At 63.6% G+C, this 21,558-nt stretch carries 19 protein-coding genes; 12 read left to right on the forward strand and 7 right to left on the reverse strand.

All coding sequences use genetic code 11. The features are described from left to right. Positions 1–15: 15 nt before the first annotated feature. From CH295_RS15610 to aroQ, 4 genes are all read right to left on the reverse strand, one after another. Positions 16–1,551, reverse strand: coding sequence for a C40 family peptidase (locus CH295_RS15610; protein WP_094741232.1), 1,536 nt, complete (start codon positions 1,549–1,551; stop codon positions 16–18). A 119-nt stretch (positions 1,552–1,670) separates the two neighbouring features. Beyond that, positions 1,671–2,243, reverse strand: a complete 573-nt coding sequence (locus tag CH295_RS15615) for a vitamin K epoxide reductase family protein (protein ID WP_037191329.1) — start codon at positions 2,241–2,243, stop codon at positions 1,671–1,673. 19 nt (positions 2,244–2,262) lie between these two features. Continuing rightward, on the reverse strand, positions 2,263–3,018 hold the full coding sequence (locus tag CH295_RS15620) for a DsbA family protein (RefSeq protein WP_252342064.1): 756 nt from the start codon (positions 3,016–3,018) through the stop codon (positions 2,263–2,265). Between the two features lie 79 nt (positions 3,019–3,097). Continuing rightward, positions 3,098–3,532 (reverse strand): type II 3-dehydroquinate dehydratase, encoded by a 435-nt coding sequence (gene aroQ / locus CH295_RS15625; RefSeq protein WP_094741233.1) that lies wholly within the window; start codon positions 3,530–3,532, stop codon positions 3,098–3,100. A 73-nt stretch (positions 3,533–3,605) separates the two neighbouring features. On the opposite strand from aroQ, the gene CH295_RS15630 reads away from it, so the two are divergent. From CH295_RS15630 to CH295_RS15640, 3 genes are all read left to right on the forward strand, one after another. After that, positions 3,606–4,895, forward strand: coding sequence for an MFS transporter (locus CH295_RS15630; RefSeq protein WP_094741234.1), 1,290 nt, complete (start codon positions 3,606–3,608; stop codon positions 4,893–4,895). 92 nt (positions 4,896–4,987) lie between these two features. Then, positions 4,988–6,682 carry an MDR family MFS transporter gene (locus CH295_RS15635; RefSeq protein ID WP_094741235.1) on the forward strand — a complete coding sequence of 565 codons (1,695 nt, stop codon included), beginning with the start codon at positions 4,988–4,990 and terminating at the stop codon, positions 6,680–6,682. 90 nt (positions 6,683–6,772) lie between these two features. After that, the gene (locus tag CH295_RS15640; RefSeq protein WP_141217035.1) at positions 6,773–6,964 is read left to right on the forward strand and encodes a hypothetical protein; all 192 of its coding nucleotides are present in this window, start codon (positions 6,773–6,775) and stop codon (positions 6,962–6,964) included. Positions 6,965–6,988: 24 nt separating this feature from the next. On the opposite strand, the gene CH295_RS15645 is transcribed toward CH295_RS15640, so the two are convergent. Beyond that, positions 6,989–7,717 (reverse strand): TetR/AcrR family transcriptional regulator C-terminal domain-containing protein, encoded by a 729-nt coding sequence (locus tag CH295_RS15645; RefSeq protein ID WP_037191334.1) that lies wholly within the window; start codon positions 7,715–7,717, stop codon positions 6,989–6,991. 410 nt (positions 7,718–8,127) lie between these two features. On the opposite strand from CH295_RS15645, the gene CH295_RS28115 reads away from it, so the two are divergent. The 3 genes from CH295_RS28115 (at position 8,128) to CH295_RS15660 (ending at position 12,408) form a co-directional block, all read left to right on the forward strand. Then, complete coding sequence (locus tag CH295_RS28115) at positions 8,128–9,519, forward strand: ice-binding family protein (RefSeq protein WP_252342065.1); 1,392 nt, start codon at positions 8,128–8,130, stop codon at positions 9,517–9,519. 3 nt (positions 9,520–9,522) lie between these two features. Beyond that, positions 9,523–10,203: a class F sortase gene (locus tag CH295_RS15655; RefSeq protein WP_212556180.1), complete on the forward strand. Its 681-nt coding sequence runs from the start codon at positions 9,523–9,525 to the stop codon at positions 10,201–10,203. A gap of 102 nt (positions 10,204–10,305) precedes the next feature. Next, positions 10,306–12,408: an ArnT family glycosyltransferase gene (locus CH295_RS15660; RefSeq protein ID WP_212556181.1), complete on the forward strand. Its 2,103-nt coding sequence runs from the start codon at positions 10,306–10,308 to the stop codon at positions 12,406–12,408. 84 nt (positions 12,409–12,492) lie between these two features. On the opposite strand, the gene CH295_RS15665 is transcribed toward CH295_RS15660, so the two are convergent. Both CH295_RS15665 and CH295_RS15670 read right to left on the reverse strand, forming a co-directional pair. Next, the gene (locus tag CH295_RS15665) at positions 12,493–14,268 is read right to left on the reverse strand and encodes an HNH endonuclease signature motif containing protein (protein WP_094741360.1); all 1,776 of its coding nucleotides are present in this window, start codon (positions 14,266–14,268) and stop codon (positions 12,493–12,495) included. A 182-nt stretch (positions 14,269–14,450) separates the two neighbouring features. After that, positions 14,451–15,602: a CdaR family transcriptional regulator gene (locus CH295_RS15670; protein ID WP_170945930.1), complete on the reverse strand. Its 1,152-nt coding sequence runs from the start codon at positions 15,600–15,602 to the stop codon at positions 14,451–14,453. A 162-nt stretch (positions 15,603–15,764) separates the two neighbouring features. Between CH295_RS15670 and CH295_RS15675 the strand changes: the two genes are divergently transcribed. From CH295_RS15675 to CH295_RS15700, 6 genes are all read left to right on the forward strand, one after another. Continuing rightward, the gene (locus CH295_RS15675; protein WP_052047727.1) at positions 15,765–17,195 is read left to right on the forward strand and encodes a sodium:solute symporter family protein; all 1,431 of its coding nucleotides are present in this window, start codon (positions 15,765–15,767) and stop codon (positions 17,193–17,195) included. Positions 17,196–17,309: 114 nt separating this feature from the next. Next, positions 17,310–17,708 (forward strand): RidA family protein, encoded by a 399-nt coding sequence (locus CH295_RS15680; protein ID WP_094741238.1) that lies wholly within the window; start codon positions 17,310–17,312, stop codon positions 17,706–17,708. Beyond that, entirely contained in the window at positions 17,705–19,003 is a 1,299-nt protein-coding gene (locus CH295_RS15685; RefSeq protein WP_094741239.1) for a D-amino acid dehydrogenase, read from the forward strand. Before CH295_RS15680 ends, CH295_RS15685 begins: the two co-directional genes overlap by 4 nt. Positions 19,004–19,070: 67 nt before the next feature. Further along, complete coding sequence (locus CH295_RS15690) at positions 19,071–20,477, forward strand: ethanolamine ammonia-lyase subunit EutB (RefSeq protein WP_094741361.1); 1,407 nt, start codon at positions 19,071–19,073, stop codon at positions 20,475–20,477. After that, entirely contained in the window at positions 20,474–21,289 is an 816-nt protein-coding gene (eutC, locus tag CH295_RS15695) for an ethanolamine ammonia-lyase subunit EutC (RefSeq protein WP_094741240.1), read from the forward strand. Before CH295_RS15690 ends, eutC begins: the two co-directional genes overlap by 4 nt. Further along, positions 21,289–21,555: a WhiB family transcriptional regulator gene (locus CH295_RS15700; RefSeq protein ID WP_037191642.1), complete on the forward strand. Its 267-nt coding sequence runs from the start codon at positions 21,289–21,291 to the stop codon at positions 21,553–21,555. The genes eutC and CH295_RS15700 overlap by 1 nt, the downstream gene beginning before the upstream one ends. The last annotated feature ends 3 nt before the right edge of the window (positions 21,556–21,558 follow it).

A 21,558-nucleotide genomic window follows, 5' to 3' on the forward strand; every position in this document is an offset into this window, starting at 1 on the left:
ACTGTACGCGCGCACCTAGACGATGTGACGGGCGCGCATACCGTCGAACGCCGGTGCCACGCGCACCACGTCCCCGGTGGTGGGAGCGTGCACCATCTGGCCGTTGCCCATGTAGATCGCCACGTGGCCCGGCCCGGCCGGTCCGAAGTTTCCGAACAGCAGATCGCCCGGTTGCGCGAGCTCCATAGGGATCTCGGTGCCCACGTTCCACTGAGTTTCCGAGGTTCGGGGCAAGGTGACCTTTCCTCCCGATGCCTTGTAGAGGGCATACGACGTCAGGCCCGAGCAGTCGAATCCGCCGCCGGACGGTCCGTTGATGTTTCCGCCGCCCCATACGTACGGCAGTCCCAGGTAGTCCATCGCCAGCTGCACCGATCGGCCGCCGATTCCGGTGAGGTCGAGTCCGGCGAACGGGGTGAGGATGGCGGCGAACTGCGCTTCGGTCGCTCTGATGCGAGACACGTACGGCTTGGTCTGAGTCTCGTAATCGACTGTGCCCGAGGGCATACCGCCCGATCGCAGTACAGCTCCCGCTCCTGCGTTGTATCCGGCCAGGGTCAGATCCAAGGTGTCACCGGACACCTTGCCCTCGCGCTTCCAACCGTCGACCTGTCCGTAGATGTCGCACAACAGTGTGCCCGACGCCATCACCGAATCACCGATGCTGTTGACGTCGGTGACGCCGTTGCCGTCGTAGTCCTTGCCGTATGTCGCCCACGTGCCGGGCATGAACTGCCCCGGTCCCTGCGCGCCGGTGCTCGAGACCGGAGCAGTGGGGCCGTGCCGAAAACCGTTCTCGGCGGCATACAGTGCCGCGATGGTCGTGGCTTTGACGCCGCCGCAGATGTTGCCTGCCTTCTGCAGCCAGGGCACGAAGGCGGTGATGGCTCCCACCGCACCCAAACCGATCGAGCCCACATTGATTCCGGTGAACGTGGCGGGTTGACCGGGAAACAGCGCGCGCCTGATGGCCTCGGCCGACGCCATGAACGCGGTCTGGGTGGCGATATCGGCGGCGGTGTACGTACGGCCGGCGAATTGAACGGCACCGGCCCCGAGTGCGGCTGCGGTGGTGGACACCGCATTCGAGGAGAACACACTGAACGGCAGTGGCGTGGAGGGGGAGCCGGCAGCAGCTACGGCCGCGGCTGTGGTGGCGGCCAGTGCATCTCCCGGCGCGGTCGGCACCGCTGCCGTATCGCCGGCTGCTGTGCCGGCTGGTTCTGTGTCGGCTGCTTCTGTGCCGACTGCTTGGATGTCTTCCACCGTCGGTAGGTCGGGGAGCATCGGTTCGGCGGCGGTGTGCAAGCCTTCGGCGGCGTCGGAGAGGGTGCGATCGGCGATGTCGGCGGCCGGTTCGGGCATGGTGCCCAGTAGTTCGGTCCACTGATCGCTCATCGTCTTCGCCTGATCCTCGGCGTTGGCCGCGATCTCCGCTGCCTGATCCTGCACCGCCTGATCGGGAATCGGAGCCGGGGCATCGGTTCCGGCGACTACACCGGCGGCTGACACGATGACGGCAACGATGACTGCGAATGGATCGCCTGCCATGTATCGACTCCTGCTACTCGAACGATCTTCCCCGAGCCAGGAGCTGTGATCAGTCTCACTCGGGTGCTGCACCCATCATGCACGGTGCAGACGTTCGACTCATGAGTTTTGCGAAACTGTCAGAGCAGGGATGCCCAGTAGTCCGAGAAGCGGATTCCGATGAGCGCGACGACGATTGCGTACCACACCGCGAGCAGTGTCCAGCGCCATTCCAGGAAGAGACGGCCGACTGTGCCGCCGTTGTTCGGGCCGGAGCCGACCAATCGGCTCAGAGCGAGCACGAACAACGGCATCGTCACCGCCCACACCACCATGCAATAGGGGCACAGGGCATTGATCTCGTACAGGCTCTGGAAGATCAGCCAGTGCACGAAGACTTCGCCGAGCAGCAGGCCTGCACTCAGTCCGAGCCAGAACCAGTGGGGCAGTTCTACGCGGCCGAGCCAGAGCACCCCGGCGACGAGCGCCACCGAGAACGCGGCGATGCCCAGGATGGGGTTCGGAAACCCGAAGAGCGCCGCCTGTTTCGTCACCATCACCGAACCGCACGAGAGCACCGGATTCAGGCTGCACGACGGGACGTACGACGCGTCCTCGAGCAGTTTGAATCGCTCGACCGTCAGCGTCAGCGCTGCGAGTAACCCGAAAGCGCTGAACAGGGTGAAGACAGCGGCACCTGCGCGGGTTCTCATGTCGATTACCGGATGCTGCTCAGTTACCGGCTGCTGCAGCGGCAGCGAGGATGTTCTCCGGCGTCGGGTTGGAGATGTCGGTGCCGTTGACGCGCACGTTCGGCGTTCCGTTGATGCCTTCGCCGAGGACCGACTGCGTCTGGGTGGTGACCCAATCGGTGTAGCTGCCGTCGGTGATGCACGACGCGATGGCGGGGGAGTCGGCACCTGCGGAGGCGGCGATCGCGACGAGCTCGTCATCGGTCAGTCCGGTACCGCCTTCGGACGGCTGCTGCTCGAACATGGCGGTGTGCCAGCTCATCCAGTTGTCGCGGTCGTTCTCGGCGACGCAGATGGAGGCACCGGCCGCGCGGGTCGAGTACATGGTCCCGTTCGAGAACCGGTCGAGAATGGAGATGGGTCGGTAGTCGACGGCGACGTTGCCTGCCTCGGCCAACTGTTGCAGCGTCGATCCGCTGATGGACTCGAAGTTCTTGCACGCCGGGCACTGGAAGTCCTCGACGACGCTGACGACGGTGGTGGCGTCGGGGTTGCCGAATCGGATGGCACCGTTGTCCGTCAAGGTCGTGGGGGTGAGCTGGGCCCCGGTCGCGCCGGAGCCTGCCGCGGACGATGCATCCCCCGACGTCGAATCCTTGTTGACGATGAAGAGGGCAATTGCCGCCACGAGCGCTATCAGAACGACTGCGACGACGACCTGAACGAGAGTCCGACGATTCTTGTCACCGTTCTGCATGGCCTTGATGTCTTTGGAGACGTTCTTGCTCGTGTTCACGGCGACCAGTTTAGGCAGTCGATCCTGAGCGTCGGATGAGAGCTGTGTCGGATTGGAGCTGTGTCAGATGAGAGCTGTGTCAGATGAGAGCGGCGAGGCGCTGGATGGCGAATCGGTATCCGTCGATCCCGAGTCCGGCGATGACGCCGCTGGCGATGGGGGAGACGAAGGAGTGGTGCCGAAACTCCTCGCGGGCGTGCACGTTGGAAATGTGCACCTCGATGATCGGTACCTCCGGGATGACGAGTGCGTCGCGCAGCGCCACGGACGTGTGCGTCAACCCGCCCGGGTTGATGACGATGCCCGACGCCACCCCGCGGGCCGCGTGGATCCAGTCGATGAGCTGTCCCTCGTGATTGGACTGCTCGGTCTGGACGGTGAGTCCGAGCTCGGCGGCGGTCTTCTCGCACAGGGTGACGACATCGGCGAGGGTGGCGTGGCCGTAGACCTCGGGCTGCCGGGTTCCGAGCATGTTCAGATTCGGACCGTTGAGCACCAACACCTGCTTGGCCATCGCGCCACTCCTTTTCCTGCTTCGGTTACTACCGGCTCCGACTATTCCACAGCGTGGTTGACACAATCGTCCGGTGAGTATTGGCAAGACGGTCTGGGTGGTGTGGGGCATCGGTGTCTTCGCCTACATCATCGGAGTGCTGCATCGAACGTCGTTCGGCGTCGCCGGACTGAGTGCGGCGGATCGGTTCTCGGTGTCGCCGTCGCTGCTGTCGTCGTTCGTTGTGCTGCAGGTGATCGTGTATGCGGGGATGCAGATCCCGGCCGGGGTGCTGCTGGATCGCATCGGTTCGCGGAAGATGATCGCCGCGGGCGCGCTGATCATGGCGTCGGCGCAGATCACGTTGGCGCTGACGGAGTCGCTCCCGGTCGCGGTGGTCGCACGCGCGTTCGTCGGCGTGGGAGATGCTCTCACCTTCATCTCGGTGCTGCGGTTGGTGCCGGTGTGGTTCACGCCGCGACGAGTGCCGATCGTCTCGCAGCTGACCGGCCTGCTCGGCCAGCTCGGCCAGGTGCTCTCGGCGGTCCCGTTCCTGATCCTGTTGAACGGACCCGGTTGGACGTTCGCGTTCGGTAGCGCGGCTGCGCTCGGGCTCCTTGCACTCGTACTGGTTCTCGCGCTCGTCAGAGATCGCCCCGACGACGGAGCTGCCCCCGCGTTCGAGCCGACGACGCTTCGACAGACCCTCGTCTCCATTGCGGACGTGTGGCGACGCCCCGGCACCCGGCTCGGCTTCTTCTCCCATATGGGTACTCAGTTCTCGATCACGGTGTTCGCGTTGCTCTGGGGTGTGCCGTATCTGACGTCGGCACAAGGGCTGTCGGCATCGACGGCCGGAGCGTTGCTGACGGTGTCGGTGGCGTCCGCGGTGGCGTCGGGCATCGTGGTGGGTGTTCTCACCGGGCGGTACCCGATGCGACGGTCGTGGCTGGTGCTGGCGATCATGATCAGCAACGCGACCATGTGGGCGATCGTGTTGGCATTGCCCGGACCTGCTCCGCTGTGGTTGCTGGTGCTGCTCGTCGTGGTGATCTCGGTGGGTGGCCCCGGTTCGGTGATCGGTTTCGACCTCGCCCGCACGTTCAATCCGAGCGCCAATCTGGGGACGGCGCAGGGGATGGTGAACATCGGTGGCTTCCTGGCGTCGCTGTTGGTGATCGCGGCGATCGGATGGATTCTCGACGCGATGGGTGGTTACACGTTCGACGGCTTCCGGGTGGCGTTCCTCGCGCAGTTCCCGGTGTGGATCATCGCGATCACCGGGGTTCTGTTGACGCGGCGCAAAACTCGTAGGGTGCTCGCTGCCGAGGGCATTCACCCACACACGATGCGTGAGGTGCGAGACCGGATTCGCCGTAAATAAACCTTTGCAGAGACGGCGTTCTGCGAGCATGCTGGTGGTCCGAATATCGTTGTAGGACACAAGTAAATGCTATGTAAAGGTGAATCCAAGAGATGGTTACCGATCCTGAAGTGAAGCCCGCGACCGGCGAGTATTCGCATCGCGAGATCATGACGATTCTGTCGGGCCTGATGATGGGCATGTTCCTCGCCGCCCTCGACCAGACCATCGTCTCGACGTCCGTCCGGACCATCGCCGACGACCTCAACGGGTTCTCGGTCCTGGCGTGGGTGACCACGGCCTACCTCATCACCTCGACGGTCTCGACCCCGCTCTACGGCAAGCTGTCCGACCTGTACGGACGCAAGCCGTTCTTCATGACGGCCATCTCGATCTTCGTCGTCGGGTCGATGCTGTGCGGCATCGCGACGTCGATGTACGAGCTCGCCGCCTTCCGCGCCATCCAGGGCCTCGGTGCGGGCGGTCTGATGTCGATGGCGCTGGCCATCATCGGCGATATCGTGCCGCCGCGCGAACGTGCCAAGTACCAGGGCTACTTCCTGGCCGTGTTCGGCACGTCCAGCGTGCTCGGGCCGGTCATCGGTGGACTGCTCGCCGGGCAGTCGTCGATCCTCGGAATCACCGGCTGGCGTTGGGTCTTCTACATCAACGTCCCGCTGGGCATCATCGCGCTCGTGGTGGTGTGGCGAGTGCTGAACCTGCCGGTGTACCGCCGCGAGGCGCGCGTCGACTGGTGGGGCGCAGTGCTTCTCAGCGTCGGCCTCGTACCGCTGCTCATCATCGCCGAGCAGGGACGCGTGTGGGGATGGAGTTCGCCTCGGGCCCTGTTGTGCTTCGGAATCGGCATCGTCGGCGTCATCGCGTTCGTACTCGCCGAGATCAAGATGGGCGACGACGCCCTGATCCCCATGCGATTCTTCCGAAACCCGTTGTTCTCGTTGTGTATTGCCGTCAGTGTCATTGCCGGTGCGGCGATGTTCGGCGGCATCTCGCTGCTGCCCCAGTATCTGCAGGTGGTCAAGGGCTCCTCGCCGACGCTGGCCGGCTACCAGACTCTGCCCCTCGTCGGTGCCCTGATGATCGCGTCGATCGTCTCGGGTCGCATGATCTCGAAGACGGGCCGCTACAAGATCTTCCCGATCGTCGGTACCGCACTGATGGCGATCGCGATGTTCGTCTTCCATTACGTGCACGCCGATACGCCGCTGTGGCAGACGATGATCGTCATGGGCGTGTTCGGCCTCGGGCTCGGTTCGATGATGCAGCCGCTGACCCTGGCCATCCAGAATGCGATGCCGCCCAAGGACATGGGTGTATCCACTTCTGCTGCAACGTTCTTCCGGCAGATCGGTGCGACGGTGGGTGTTGCCGTCTTCCTGTCGATGCTGTTCACCCAGCTGACCCCGAAGACCGGCGATGCACTGATCGCCGCGAGTTCGACGCCGGAGTTCCAGCAGGCAGTGCAGAGCGCCGCAACCAGTTCCGACCCGCTGGAATCCGGTTTCGCCCAGGCGATAGCGTCGGGTGACGCCTCCGTCGCAGGTAGTGCGTTGCAGGACAGCTCGTTCATCCAAAAGCTCGAACCCGCACTGGCCGAGCCGTTCCGGATCGGGTTCTCCGACGCCATGGACTACGTGTTCCTCGCCGTGTCGATCCTGATGGTCATCGGCTTCGTGCTGGTGTTGTTCCTCGAGGAGGTGCCGCTGCGGACGATGTCGGGGCTGGCTGCGGCGCAGCAGCAGCGTGACGAAGAACGAGCGAACGAAGCGGGTACGGGTCTACTTTGACGTCGTGAATTCCGACGCCGTGAGTTCTGGGAACTGGGTACAGCTCGGTCCGGTGCGGACGTGGTACGCGGCGTGCGCAGGCTCGACGACATGCACAGCGCAGAGCCGGCGCTGACGCCCGAGATGCTGGCCGAGTTGGCGGTCCGCACGCTGGTGATGATCGACGACGACGACGAGGTGAGCATCGAGCACGCCACCGAGTTCTATCGCAGCGTGCCGGTCGCCGAACTGTCGATCGTGCCGGCACGTCCCATGGGCTACTGGTCGAGAAACCCGAGCTGAGCAACGCGATTTCGGTGGACTTCCTCACCCGTGACCCAGTGCAGAGGTTTGCCCCGATCCGGCGGGCGTGACGGTCTCGGCGGTGCGCCCGAGACCCTCGAACAGCACGTCGAGTCCACGCTCGAGCTCGAGGGCTCCGTCGTATTCGGTGATCAGCGCTGGAAGCGTGGACAGCAGCGGAAATTCGGCGGTGGGGAGGCGGCGCAAGGCGAGGGTCAGCCGATCTCCGGTCTCGTCGGGTTTCTCGGGCATCTCCTGCGTCTCGCTCAACAGGTGTCCCCGTAGGAAAGATTTCAGCATCCGGTACGTCGACAATGCCTGGGGCACGGTGAACCCGGCGGCGGTCAACAGTGCCAGTACGCCCTCCAACGATCTCAAAGATCTGGTGGTGCCCAGCCCGAGCGGCGTTCGATGGGGGCGAGTGGACAGCAGAATCACCGCGTGCGGATGCTCGAGTGCAAGACAGCGATAGTGCCGGGCGAAGATTCTCAGCTGTCCCTGCCAATCGGGGTCGGTCACATCGACCGTGACGAGCGGGCTGAGTATCGCGTCGGCGATGGCGTCGAGCAGTGCCTCCTTCGTCGGGAGATATCGGTACACCGTCATCGGATCGCGATCGATCGACGACGCCAGGCTGCGAATGGACAGGCTGTCCAGGCCGGTTCGGTCGACGATGGACAGAGCTGCGGACACCACGTATTCGCGGTCGATCTTGTCCTTGACGTGTGGGCCCGTGCGATTGGACGGTGACAACGAGCGTCACCACCTTTCCGGAATCAGAACTAAGCGGTATATCGAAGGTTATCAGACCCGAAAACAAACTTGTTGTCCTGCAGGCATTTTCGCTTGACCCGTGAGAGTACACATGGTGTGCTGTAGTTCTACACCGTAGAGATACGGGGAAACTCTTTGTTGCGGAGTGGGCCAGGAGCCTCCGCCTACCTCTCACTCCTATCGCGTGTTGCAGAAAAGTCGGCACGCGATGCCATCGAAGTGCACAGACCGCGAGACCTCGACGCCCCTGGTGTATGCCAGTGAACATCGTCGAAAGTCGCGAGATAACTTACCGCGCAATCGAACTCGTCGGGGGATCGATGTGCGTGATCCACGAAGCGAGGCAGCAAGCCCGCTTCGTCCCCCACCATCAGATCGGTATGTAATCCATGCATGCTTCGCAGCGCACCCATGCGTCCACCACCACCGGCCGCAGCAAGACGCTCATTCCCGTCGTAGGAACAATTGCCCTGGCCACCAGCGCACTCATGATGATCACTGCATCTCCCGCCGTTGCCCAGCCCACCACCGTGGGCCTCGGAACCGCAGAGACTTTCGCCGTACTGGCCGGCTCCACCGTCACCAATACCGGCACCTCGACCATCAGCGGCGACGTCGGCGTCAGTCCAGGTGAGGGCGAACCACCGAGTGTCACCGGCTTTCCGCCCGGCTTGGTCACGGGTGGAGTGATCCACGACCGCGATACCGTTGCAGCACAGGCACAGTCGGATCTCACCGTCGGCTACAACGATGCGGCCGGTCGAACCGGCCCGGCGAATGTCGGAGTGGAGCTCGGTGGGCAAACTCTTCTCGCCGGACTGTACGGAGGATCGGGGACTCTCGGCCTGACCGGCACCCTGACACTCGATGCGCAGGGCAACTCGAATGCCGTATTCATTTTCCAAGCGGCATCGACGCTGATCACTGCCTCCAACAGTCGGGTATCGCTCACCAACGGAGCGAATCCCTGCAATGTGTTCTGGCAGATCGGCAGCTCCGCGACACTGGGCACCGACACCCAGTTCGTCGGTACCGTCATGGCGCTGGCGTCCATCACCGCGACCACCGGTGCCACCGTCGACGGACGCCTGCTCGCCAGGAACGGTGCCGTGACGTTGGACTCGAACCGCATCACCAGCCCGAACTGTGAGACCGTCATTCCGCCGACGACCACAACACCCCCCACGACCACAACGCCTCCGGTGACCACTACGCCTCCGGTGACCACCACTCCTCCGGTCACGACAACGCCTCCGGTCACGACAACGCCTCCGGTGACCACCACGCCTCCGGTCACCACGACGCCTCCCGGCGACGGCGGCGGTACACCGGGTACCCCGGGTGATGGTGGAGGTACGCCGCCGATAGTCATCGAAGTACCCCCGATCCCAGGCCTGCCTCCCGTCCCCGGCATCACGATCCCGCCGATCCCGGGTATCCCGAACCAGCCGAACGTGCCGAATCAGCCGAACGTGCCGAACCAGCCGAACGTGCCGAATCAGCCGAACGTTCCGAACACCCCCAACACTCCGAACACCCCCAATACCCCGAACACGCCTGATCAGCCCAACCAGCCGAGCACACCGGGTGGCCCGGATCAGCCGGGCACGTACAACCCGGGTGGGCAGATCACGCAGATCCCGAACGGTGGCGTCGAGACCGGTGACGGCAGCACTGTGTCATCCTCTGACACAACGCCGTTCGTTGCGATCTGGACGTTGCTGGCCGTGCTTGCGGTCGGTGCAGTCTCTGCCTTGACTCTGACTCGTCGTCGGCACTGATCGGTGAGACCTACCGTCGAGGTATCGATACCTCTGGCCGAAACCGCCCGCACCACGACCCGACACCGGGTCGTGGTGCGGGCGGTGGCAGCGGCGTTCCTCCTGCTGCTGTCGCTGGTTGCCGGCTGCGCAACGCCCTCGGATCCCGGCCCGTCGCAGAACGATTCGATGTCCTCGGTTTCTCCTGCTCCTGCCGCCGTCGCCCCGTCGGGTGAGGTTGCCGCCGAATCGTCGTCGGCTCCTGGGTCACCGCCCGCGCGGCTCGAGATCGGTGCGATCGGCGTTGATTCCGATGTGATGGGTCTGGGTCTGCGTCCGGACGGCTCGATGGAAGTTCCCGCGGGTGGTTTCCCCGCCGGCTGGTACACCGGGTCGCCGGTTCCGGGGCAATTGGGACCGTCGATCGTTGCGGGGCATGTGGATTGGGGCGGTAGCCCCGGCGTCTTCTACCGGCTCCGCGAACTCGAACAGGGCGACGATGTCACCGTCGTCAGCCAGGACGGCAACACGGTCCGATTCGTCGTCAGTGCGGTGGAGCAGTATCCGAAGGATGCGTTCCCCACCGACAAGGTCTACGGAGACATCGACCACCCCGGCTTGCGATTGATCACCTGCGGCGGTCAATTCGACTCGGACATCTCGAGTTACGACGACAACATCGTCGTGTACGCCGATCGCGTCTGAGCGAGGTCTTTCGCTCACAGCAAGTTCGCAGGCTGCTCCCAGCGTGGCCGACGGTCCATCGCACATTCTCGTAGTCGACAACTTCGACGAACAGGATCTGCGATGACTGCCCAACTCGACCGACCGGGCGCGATGCCTCCATCGCATGCCCGCCAGCCGTCCCGGCAGAACGGGTGGCTGTATCGCCGCCGGCACCTGCTCGGGTTACTGGTTCTGCTCGCGGCCACCGCAACCCTGTACCTGTGGAACCTGACCGCAAGTGGTTACGCGAACTCGTTCTACGCCGCGGCGGTACAGGCCGGTACCAAAGACTGGACGGCGTGGTTCTTCGGATCGCTCGATTCCGAGAACTTCATCACCGTGGACAAGCCACCGGCCGCACTGTGGGTGATGGGACTGTCGGCTCGTGTGTTCGGGTTCTCGAGCTTCAGTTTGCTTCTGCCGCAGGCATTGATGGGTGTCGCCTCTGTGGCGACGGTGTATGCCGCGGTCAAGCGGGTCGCGAACCCCACTGCCGGGTTGCTCGCCGGCTTCACTCTGGCGTCGGTCCCGGCGGCGGCGTTGATGTTCGACTTCGACAATCCCGACGCGCTGTTGGTCCTCCTCATGACACTCGGCGGCTACTTCGTGGTGCGATCTCTGCAGACGGCTGCCGGGCGACGGGCCGCGATGTGGCTGGCCTTCGCGGGCGTGGCGCTCGGGTTCGCCTTCCTGACGAAGATGTTGCAGGGGCTGCTGGTGTTGCCGGCGTTCGGTCTCACGTATCTCGTGGCAGGACAGGCGCAGTTACGGGCCCGGTTGCTGCACCTCGTCGGCGCGTTCGCGGCGCTGATCGTCGCTGCGGGGTGGTGGGTGTTGACGGTTCAGCTGTGGCCGGAGAACGCCCGACCGTACATCGGCGGGTCCACCGACAACACCGTGATGGATCTGGTGCTCGGGTACAACGGCCTCGGCCGAATCTTCGGTAACACCGGCGGTGGCGGGATGGAGGCTCCGGCCGGAATGAGTGCCGGGGCAGCCGGGTCCAGCTTCGGTGGGTCGACCGGTCTTGACCGACTGTTCGGCAGCGAGATGGGAATCCAGATCTCCTGGCTCATCCCGGCGGCCCTGGTGGCGCTGGTCTTCGGGTTGATCGCTCGTGGCCGAGCGCCACGTACCGATCTGCTGCGTGCGTCCCTGATTCTGTGGGGCGGTTGGTTCCTGGTGACGGCGCTGATCTTCAGCTACATGTCCGGCACGATTCACCCGTACTACACCGTCGCGCTCGCTCCTGCACTTGCGGGCATGATCGGAACCGGCGGCTATGCACTGTGGCTTCGACGCGAATCCATGTGGGGCAGAGCAGGTATGGCAACGATGATGATTGCGGCCGGTACCTGGAGTTGGGTGCTGCTGCACCGCAACGCGGACTGGCTGCCTGCGTTGAAATGGATTCTGTTGGTGGGGACCATCGTCGCGGCCGTGATGATTCTGCTCGCCGGGCGGTACCGAAAGCTCACTGCCGCTGCGTTGATCCTCGGAGCCGTGGCCGGTCTCGGCGGCGGCGCGTCGTACGCCATCGCCACGACGACCAACGCACACAGTGGTTCCGTCCCCACTGCGGGCCCGACAGGTGCAGTCAGCGACGGAGGCCCAGGCGGCATGCCGAGCGGTGGAATGCCGAGTGGCGGTATGCCGAGTGGTGGTATGCCGACGGGAGCGATGCCGGGCGATGCGATGCCGGCTGATGCTGCGTCGGGCGATGATGCGAGCATGCCGGCTGATGCTGCCGATCTTCCGGCCGGCTTCGGCAGCGGCGACCTGCCGAGCGGTATGTCGATGGGCGGTATGTCGATGGGCGGTATGGGTGAGACCGACGAGGAGTTGACGGCTCTGCTCGAGTCCACGACCACGCGGTGGTCCGCTGCTGTGAACGGTTCGATGTCTGCAGCCGGATACGAGTTGGCGTCCGATACGGCAGTGATGGCGATCGGCGGATGGAGCGGCGATCCCACCCCGACTCTCGACGAGTTCATCGAGTACGTCTCCAATCACGAGGTGGCGTACTACGTGTCGGGCGGAATGGGTGGCGGAATGGCGCGCGGCGGCATGGGCGGTGACTCCGCGAGTACTTCCTCGCAGATTCAGGAATGGGTCGAGGCGAACTTCACCGCCAGCACCGTCGGCAGCGCGACGGTGTACGACCTCAGCACCTACACGGGCTGACACCCGCGACGCCGGTTGGGCACAGTTGTTCCACCGCAGACGCTTCGACTGCGGTGGAACTTCTGTGTACTGACCCGTGATCGATCAGAAAGGCGGAGGATCATCGTCGGGTGCCGACGTAGGTACCGGCGCGGGCAGCGGCTGGACTATCTCGAGGCTCGGGGTATCTGTCTGCATCGCTTCACCTTTGGGCCTGCGATAGACAACGGGCAGATGGCTCATGTCTGCGAGTTGCGTGGTGCCGGGAACAGTGATCGCGGTGGTGCCGGCATTCGAGACCCAGAACTCGACACCGTCGGCGAGCATCATCGGCGTCCACAACCCCATGGTCTTGAGACTGTGGTGGTAGCGGCACAGGCAGTGCAGGTTGGTGTCGATGGTCCAGCCACCGGACTCGGGATCGCGATGGAAGTACGGCACGATGTGGTCGATCTCGCATTGCTGGGCCGGGACGTCGCAGCGGGGGTGCCGGCACGTGCGGTCGCGGTACCGAATACGTTCTGCCAGTGCAACAGTCGGGCGATAGACGAGGGCTCCGGGTGGAGGCAACACGAGACCTCCATGACCGTCCGGGTGGAGCGCGAGCCCAAGAGCGGGATCTGCGGTGATGGCCGCTTCGCGTTCGGCAACAAAGGTGTAAGTGCCCCGATACGGAGTGGCAAGACAGGTGCTTCGCGGTGGTTGTGCGGACTTCGGGGGCCGAGGAACCGAACCGCCGACGCGACGGCGACCACGCCCAAGGGGATGAAACACCACCTGCGACCTGCTGCTGCTTTCGGCGCCCTTGTCTTCAGTGCCCGTGCCATTGTCGGTATCGGTATCGGTATCGGTATCGGTATCGGTATCGGTATCGGTATCGAGGTTTACGAGTGACTCCAGGTCCTCGCCGTAACCGAGCTTCTCCGCCAGATTGCGGGCTTCGGTGAGCAGGATCTGCCAGTGTGCGTTGTCTGCTAGTTCCCGGGCGTACTCGGCATCGATGGGGCCGTGGCCGGCCAGGTGAGCAGGATTGGACAGCAGACCGGCGAGAGTGGCGAGGTCGACGGTGATCACCGTCAGTGGGGCGCGTCGATCAGGACGCACAGTATCGGCCGTGCACGGATTGTCGTCATCGGGTTCGCACATGCATGCCATCGACGACTCCTGCTGCAGCAGAGCAACATACGCTGCGGCACGCTTCTGCCCCTTGTTTCGCGGATCACGTCGGCACACGGTCGCGGCCATCTCGTTGATCAACTGCCAAGCAGCTGCGGCGTCGGCGGCGGTGAGGTCGGCTTTGAGCGTCGAGAGCACGTCTTTGTCGGTGTACGTGACGTTGGTGTGCCGTTCCAAGTCCTTGCGCAGAGCGGCGGCCTGTTCGGGTGCGATGCGGTACATGATCGACCAGATTTCCGTCGCCAGCGGACCCGGTGACAGGCGTCGGGCAGCGTGCAGAACCTCCCCTTGGACGGCCGTCGTGGCGTCCTGCGTCAGATTGTGGGTGCAGCGGTATATCGCGCGGACCCGGGGCAGGTCGAGTTCGCCTGCCTCGAACGCTGCTGCAACATCGGTAAGCCGGAGCCGTAAGTCCATGCCGATCTCGGCGTACCTGTTCGCTACGGTCTTCGAGCAACCCAGAACGTGCGCAATCTCCGACGCCGCGTAATTGCCCGCGTCCTGAATGACATCACCGACGAGCACGTTCTGATGAATACACGCGTCCCAGATCTCGGCGGCTACAGCCACTTTCCGTGCGCACGCCTGATTCTCCAGCGTCGCGACATCTCGAATCTCGGCCAGAGAAGCAGCCTCGATGTACGGCTTCGATTGCGGCCCGAGATAGGCCGCGAATCGACTGCGTGTCGAGCTGGATGTGGTCATTGTGTAGTCGCCCCCCGGCATGTGTTCCCACTGGAAGTAGAACGCATGTTCGATACTAGCGCGGAATCCGATGCCGGTCAACTCCAATTCCATTGCACTGAAGAAGGATTGGAGAAGTGGCACCCATACACCAACCTACCGACAAGTTGCTCGGCCGCGTTGTGGGAAGGCGCTCGAGGAGCTCAGGCCGAGTCGTGCATCAGCGCGGCGATGTACAACAGGACGGAATCGCTGCCGGGCGAGGTCGTGTACCCGGTGAGCTTGTCGATCTTGACGAGCCGGTAGGTGAGCGTGTTTCGGTGCAGGTGAAGCTTTTCGGCTGTCTTGGTCGAGTTGAAGCCGCTCTCGCCCCACGTCATCAGTGTTCGCTTCAGGACTTCCCAGTCCGGGGCATGGACGATGTCGCCCAGCACCGTGTCGACCAATCGGCGACGGGTGCTGTCGGGAACAGCCCGAACGGCGTGCAACAGACGCATCCGGTCGATGTCGTGGATGTGTCGTTCGGGAAAAACCTGCCGCCCGAGCTCGAGTGCGTCACGTGCGTCCTGGGCCGACGCGTTCAATCGAGCGACGCCGGACGCGCTCGGCCCAACCCCGACCGATACCGACCATGCGTTGGCCTTGCCCCGCTCGACGAGCGTCTGCCAGCGACGGTCGTCGTCGGTGGTGCTACCCACTGGAGGCATCACGGCGACGACATTTCGGGAGAGTCTGCCGGCTATTTCCTGCGTAGTGTCGGCTGTGTGTCGAATCCATTCCAGCACAACGGTAGTGGGGTCGGCGTCGGCGCGCTTGCCGACCTCGGTCGCCGGTGCCGTGTTGTCGGTTTCGACCAGAAAGACACGGCGCGGAATGTCGATGTCGAATGACAGTGCAGCAGCTCGATTCTCGACACTCTGCATGGACGCGTCGCTACGGTGCCAGTCGAAGACGTCACGCAGAAAGTCTTCGACGGCGCGCTGGCGGGAGACCCTGGTTCCGATGCGGCTGGCCTCGCTCATGAGGATTTCCGTCTGACGTTTGACTATCTGCCCGAATTGCTCGACCAGCTCGGGAGCTCCGGACAGACCTACGGTGCCGACCACTCGACCATCGAGGGTCAGCGGAAGCGTGGTGCCGGGAAGGCTGCCCTGCAGGCTCCGAACGTCGGCGCTCGAGTGACTGCGCGTGCTGTTGGTTTCTATCACCACGATCGACGCCTCGTGGAATTGCCCGACGCGTCCCCGCTCACCGCTACCGAGGACGATCCCGGTGGCGTCGGTGATCAGTACGTTGTGCCCGATGATCTCGGTGATGTCCACTGCGATCTGCTGCGCCAGCTCGGTACTGAGCACGACGAACTCCCGTCCGATTAACTTCGACGTAACGCCGAATCTGGGCATGTGTGCAACTTGCCCAAGAATATAGACGTACGGGAGCTGATGCTGGGCTTTTTGATGAAGACCCGAAAGCGGTCTCCGTCATACGATTTTTCCATCGTCGACAGAGGAGAAGTCATGCAAGTATTGGATTGGATTGCGGTAGCCGGGTATTTCGTAGTGCTGATCGTGGTCGGTGTACAGACCATGAAAAAAGTCTCGAATGCCGATGATTTCGCGGTTGCCGGCAATCGTATTGTCTGGCCGGTCTTCTTCGGCAGCCTCGCTGCTGCCTTTCTGGGCGGCGGCGCATCGTTGGGTGTCGCCGGGGCGACGATGCGCGACGGGTACGTCTACATGTTCGCCTTCTGCGCCTTCGGAATCCAGACCGTACTGGTGGGACTCTTCGTCGCGCCCAAACTCAAACGCTACCGCGGTGCACACACGCTCGGTGACGTGATGCATGCGCACTACGGCAAGCCCGCTCGCGTCATCACGGGCGGATTGTCGATCGTGTTGTGCACCGGAATTCTGGGCGCACAGGCATTGGCGATCGGTACGGTCGTCAACGCAACTCTCGATGTACCGCCGACACTGGCGATCATTCTGGGTATGGGCGTGACCGTCCTCTATTCCGCGTTCGGCGGAGCCTGGGCCGTCATTCAGACCGACCTTCTCCAGTTCGTGTTCCTCGGCGTCCTGATCCCCGTGACGTTGCTCATCGGATTGCATGCAGTGGGAGGGCCTTCGGCTCTCGTCGACGCCCTGCCGTCCGATCACCTGACGCTGATGGGTGATTACAGCGTCATGAAGTTCGTCGGTTTGTTCGCGGCCCTGCTGCTCGGTGAGACGTTGGTTCCTCCGTACGCGCAGCGCACCTTCTCGACGCCCGACTCCTCGCACGCCCGTAAGGGATTCGTCACCGCCGGTATCTTCTCGTTCTTCTTCTTCTTCATCTCGGCCTCGATCGGAGCGGTGGCATTCGTGCTCTACCCCGACATCGAGCCGGATTCGGCACTCCCGACCGTCGTCACCAACCTGATGCCGATCGGCCTGCTCGGCTTGTTGGTTGCGGCGCTCCTCGCGGTCGTGATGTCGACGGCATCGAGCTACATCAACTCCAGCGCAGTGGTGTTCACCGACGATCTCTACCGGCCACTGGCCAAGCACGAGGCCTCGCAGCGCAAGCGGCTGAACATCGAACGAACCCTCAGCGTGGTCGTCGGCGCCGGTGCCACCATCTTCGCGCTCACAGTTCCGTCCATCGTGGACGCCCTGCTCTACAGCTACACACTCTGGGCACCGACGATGATCGTGCCGCTGTTCGGAGCAGTGCTGTTCGGTGTTCGTTCCGCGCCTGCCGCGCTGTGGGGTATCTCCGCGGGTGCTGCGGTCACGGTCGTGTGGCAGTGGGTACTGATGAGCCCGTTCGGTCTCGACGGTCTTCTCCCCGGTGTCGCTGCGAACTTCATCGCCTACACCGTGGCAGCGGTAGCGACGAGCAAGAAGTATCCACGAAGAACACAAACCTCGAACGAACCGATCCTCGATAACACCGGAGCGCACTGATGTTGGAAATACTTTTCTACGGAGCGCCGATTGTCGCAATTGCTGTCACTGCCTGGTGCGGCTTTCTCGGGTGGCGATTCTATTTCCAAGAAGTTCTGAAGAAAGAGGAATGATATGACCCTCGTATCTGCAAATCTCGCAGGCATCGCCGACGAGACCACCAGTTACCCCGCGTATGTGCAAGATGGACGAAATATCCATGTTTCGGGTCAGGTGTCCTTCGCCGACGACGGGTCGATCGTGGGCGAGGGTGATCCGACGAAACAGACCGAGGTCGCTATCGATCGTCTCGAACGAGTACTGCACGCCGCCGGGTCGGATCTGAACCACGTCGTCTCGACGACCGTGTACCTGACGTCGGCGGCGTACGCCGCCGAGATGAACCGGGTGTGGCGTGAGCGGTTCGGTCGGCACAGGCCGGCCAGGGCCACGGTCGTCACCGGCCTGCTCGACGAGAGACTGTTGGTCGAGATCACCGCTGTGGCTGTGCATTCCGACGAGGGTGTCGAATGAGAATCGCAGTTCTCGGTGGCGGCATCATCGGTGTGACGAGTGCGTTCTATCTGGCACGCGAGGGCCACGAGGTGGTGGTCTACGACGAGCGCGATCGCGTCGCAGACGACACCACCGCCTCGACGGCCGGGTTGATAGCGCCGGGGCATTCGTATGCATGGGCGTCTCCGCAAGCACCGAAAATGTTGCTTCGATCGCTGGTCGGAGGACAAACCTCCATTCGGGTGAAACCTCGCCTGGATCCAGCGTTGATCCGGTGGGGCCTGGCATTCATGCGTGAATGCACTCCCGCACGCAGCCTGAAGAACACCCTCGCCAAGTACGAACTCGCCTCCTACAGCCAAACCTTGCTCGAGAAGCTGACGGTGGAGGAGTCACTCGCGTATCACCGGACCGACGGAGGGATCCTCTACCTCTACCGGGACGCAGCCGCCCTCCACGAAGCCAGCAGCAAAGCCGAGCTGATGCGTCAGCAGGGGAGATCGCAACGCCTGCTCACCCGGGAGCAGGCGTTCGAGGTCGACCCTGCTCTGGCCAACAGCACCATCGACTTCGCGGGAGCTGTTCACGACGAGGACGACGGCACCGGTGACCCGGCGCTGTTCACCGTGGGGTTGGCGGCGGCAGCCGAACGCCTCGGTGTCCGGTTCGAGCTGAACACGAGAATCGAGTCGTTGGAGTCCGACGGCACCTCGATCGTCAGGGCTCGTACCGCTCGGGGCAGCGAAATCGACGCCGACTGCTACGTGTTGGCCCTCGGGAGTGCGTCGAGCACACTCGCTCGCACCGCAGGGCTCCGCGTCCCGGTCTATCCGGCCAAGGGATACAGCCTCTCGGTGGCTATCCGGGACCAGTCGCGGGCACCGCACACAGGCGGTATCGACGAACGATCACTGGTTGCCTGGTCTCCGTTCGGATCGACACTCCGTATGTCGGCCGTCGCCGAATTCGCCGGTTACGACAAGACCCATGCGCCGTCGAACTTCGCCGAGATACGCGCTGCCGGCGAGGAACTCTTTCCCGGAGCATTGGACTGGAGTTCGGTCGAGTATCGCTCGGGATTGCGCCCGATGACTCCGGACGGGCCGCCGATCATCGGTGCAACGCCCCGCGACAACCTGTTCGTCAACACCGGACACGGACACGTCGGCTGGACGATGGCCTGCGGCTCGGCCGCACTGCTCGCTGCCGAGCTCGGTCGACGTCCAGCCGAGATCGATGCCACACCGTACCGGTTCGATCGGTTCTCGCGCCGCACTCGGAAGTCGGCAGCTCGGTCGGTCCGAACCAGGTGAACAGCTACCGGTGGACGCTGCGCTCGACAAGCGTCCACCGGTACTCGCCAGAAAGGGAAAGCCGCTCATGCGCTACCACCAACAGATATCCGGAACGGGCTACACGTTCTCCTCGCTGATCGAGGTCATGGCGAAGGCCTCACCTCTGCGTTCCGGTGACGAGCTGGCAGGATGTGCGGCTCACTCGGATGCCGAACGTGCTGCTGCCCAATGGATCCTGGCAGATATTCCGCTGTCGGTGTTTCTCGAGGAACAGCTCGTTCCCTACGAGACCGACGACGTGACGCGCCTGATCGTCGACTCGCACGATCGGACGGCCTTCTCTCCGATCTCCCATCTGACCGTCGGTGGCTTCCGTGATTGGCTGCTCGCAACGGCGGCCACCGCGAACAGCGCAGACACCCTCGCCGCTGTCTCGTCCGGGATCACACCCGAAATGGCAGCTGCCGCATCGAAGCTGATGCGTAATCAGGATCTGATCGCCGTCGCGAAAGCCATGACTGTCACCTCGGCCTTCCGAACCACTATCGGTCTGCCAGGACGAATTGCCACCCGACTACAGCCAAACCATCCGATCGACGATCCACGCGGTATCGCGGCAGCAACGCTGGACGGGCTGCTTCTCGGCTGCGGCGACGCCGTGATCGGCGTCAATCCGGCCACCGACTCGCCGCACGCCACGGCCACGCTCCTGCATCTCCTCGACGACATTCGACTGCGTTTCGACATTCCCGTGCAATTGTGCGTATTGGCCCACGTGACAACAACTATGGATCTGATCGACAAGAACGTTCCGGTGGATCTGATCTTCCAGTCCATCGCAGGCACGCAGGGTGCCAACACGAGTTTCGGAACAACGATCCCGATGCTGCTCGAGGCCGCAGAGGCAGGACGATCGCTCGGGCGAGGAACCGTCGGCGACAACGTCATGTATCTCGAAACAGGTCAAGGATCCGCGCTGTCCGCCAACGCGAATATCGGATCGGGCGGGCTCGCAGTCGATCAGCAAACGCTCGAGACAAGGGCCTACGCGGTAGCGAGAGTGTTGGATCCGTTGCTGGTGAACACGGTGGTCGGCTTCATCGGGCCCGAATACCTGTACGACGGTAAGCAGATCATTCGCGCCGGCCTGGAAGATCACTTCTGCGGCAAGCTCCTCGGCCTCCCGATGGGGGTCGACGTGTGCTACACCAATCACGCGGAAGCCGATTCCGACGACATGGATGTCCTGCTCACCTTGCTCGGAACTGCTGGTGCCGCGTTCGTCATCGCAGTCCCCGGAGCCGACGACGTGATGCTCGGCTATCAGAGTCTGTCGTTCCACGATGCGCTGTACGTCCGGCACGTCCTGGGCCTGAGGCCGGCACCGGAATTCGAGCGCTGGTTGCACTCTCTCGGCATGGCCGACGACTCGGGACGCATCACTCCGATCGATCTCGCAGCCTCGCCGCTCATGGCGCTCACCGATCGATGACGGACCATCGACCGTCCCCAGCGGGCTCGGACACCGACAGCTGGGACCGATTGCGAGCGACGACGACATCACGGATCGGTTTGGGGCGAACGGGTTACGGCCTTCCGACTTCACGATTGTTGGACTTCAACGCTGCTCACTCCGCTGCCCGCGATGCTGTGCACCTCGAGCTCGACGTCGATCGGCTCGCCGACGACATCAGCGAGCTGGGCATCGGCGTTCCGGTGTCCGTTCGTTCGAGGGCCTCGAACCGCAGCGAGTATCTACGCCGACCCGATCTCGGCCGAACACTGCGCTCCTCGGCACATGTCGTCTCGGAGAACAAGGACATCGGCTTCGTACTCGCCGACGGTCTGTCCCCGCGAGCGCTCGGCGAGCACGGCACCGGGCTACTCGAGGCCTTGGTCTCCGAACTGTCGGATCGCCACACCATCGCGGCTCCGGTCATCGCGACTCAGGCGAGAGTTGCACTCGGCGATCACATCGCTGCAGCGTCCGGTGTTCGCACCGTCATCGTGATCATCGGCGAGCGTCCCGGCCTGTCGGTGGTCGACAGCCTCGGCATCTACCTCACTCACCTGCCGTACCCGGGCCGGACCGACGCCGATCGAAACTGCGTGTCCAACATTCACCCTCCGGACGGCCAGAGTTATCTCCGCGCAGCACAGATCACGCAATCGCTGCTGACCGGGGCCCTCGCGCTCGGCCGCTCCGGAGTGGACCTGAAGGACAATTTCACCAGCGAACTCACTGGTTCGGAGACGTACACGATCGAGCACACGACGGCCTCGCACCCCTCGCGAGTCCAGTGATGTCGCCTGATCTGCCGCCGCCTCGCGTCGACCATTGGGAGTGGCAGCGCTCTGCCCGATGCCGCTCGATGGCATCGTCCGTGTTCTTCCCTCCAGAAGGGCTACGCGGACCGACATTGCGGTACAGCGAACAGGCGGCCAAGGCTGTCTGCAGTCTGTGTCCCGCGCTCACCGAGTGTCGGCGGTACGCCATCGATGTGCAGGAGCCACACGGTATTTGGGGCGGACTGACACCTGCCGAGCGCTCCGCCCTGGCAGAACCGTAGCGG

The organism is Rhodococcus sp. 14-2483-1-2 (assembly GCF_002259405.1).
GTDB lineage: Bacteria > Actinomycetota > Actinomycetes > Mycobacteriales > Mycobacteriaceae > Rhodococcoides.

Coding starts and splice junctions, on each gene's coding strand:
- aroQ (WP_094741233.1), bottom strand. CDS start 3,532: ATGGCCAAGCAGGTGTTGGTGCTCAACGGTCCGAATCTGAACATGCTC.
- CH295_RS15615 (WP_037191329.1), bottom strand. CDS start 2,243: ATGAGAACCCGCGCAGGTGCCGCTGTCTTCACCCTGTTCAGCGCTTTC.
- CH295_RS15680 (WP_094741238.1), top strand. CDS start 17,310: ATGACCCTCGTATCTGCAAATCTCGCAGGCATCGCCGACGAGACCACC.
- eutC (WP_094741240.1), top strand. CDS start 20,474: ATGACGGACCATCGACCGTCCCCAGCGGGCTCGGACACCGACAGCTGG.
- CH295_RS15685 (WP_094741239.1), top strand. CDS start 17,705: ATGAGAATCGCAGTTCTCGGTGGCGGCATCATCGGTGTGACGAGTGCG.
- CH295_RS15690 (WP_094741361.1), top strand. CDS start 19,071: ATGCGCTACCACCAACAGATATCCGGAACGGGCTACACGTTCTCCTCG.
- CH295_RS28115 (WP_252342065.1), top strand. CDS start 8,128: ATGCATGCTTCGCAGCGCACCCATGCGTCCACCACCACCGGCCGCAGC.
- CH295_RS15675 (WP_052047727.1), top strand. CDS start 15,765: ATGCAAGTATTGGATTGGATTGCGGTAGCCGGGTATTTCGTAGTGCTG.
- CH295_RS15660 (WP_212556181.1), top strand. CDS start 10,306: ATGACTGCCCAACTCGACCGACCGGGCGCGATGCCTCCATCGCATGCC.
- CH295_RS15665 (WP_094741360.1), bottom strand. CDS start 14,268: ATGACCACATCCAGCTCGACACGCAGTCGATTCGCGGCCTATCTCGGG.
- CH295_RS15700 (WP_037191642.1), top strand. CDS start 21,289: ATGTCGCCTGATCTGCCGCCGCCTCGCGTCGACCATTGGGAGTGGCAG.
- CH295_RS15640 (WP_141217035.1), top strand. CDS start 6,773: ATGCACAGCGCAGAGCCGGCGCTGACGCCCGAGATGCTGGCCGAGTTG.
- CH295_RS15610 (WP_094741232.1), bottom strand. CDS start 1,551: ATGGCAGGCGATCCATTCGCAGTCATCGTTGCCGTCATCGTGTCAGCC.
- CH295_RS15635 (WP_094741235.1), top strand. CDS start 4,988: ATGGTTACCGATCCTGAAGTGAAGCCCGCGACCGGCGAGTATTCGCAT.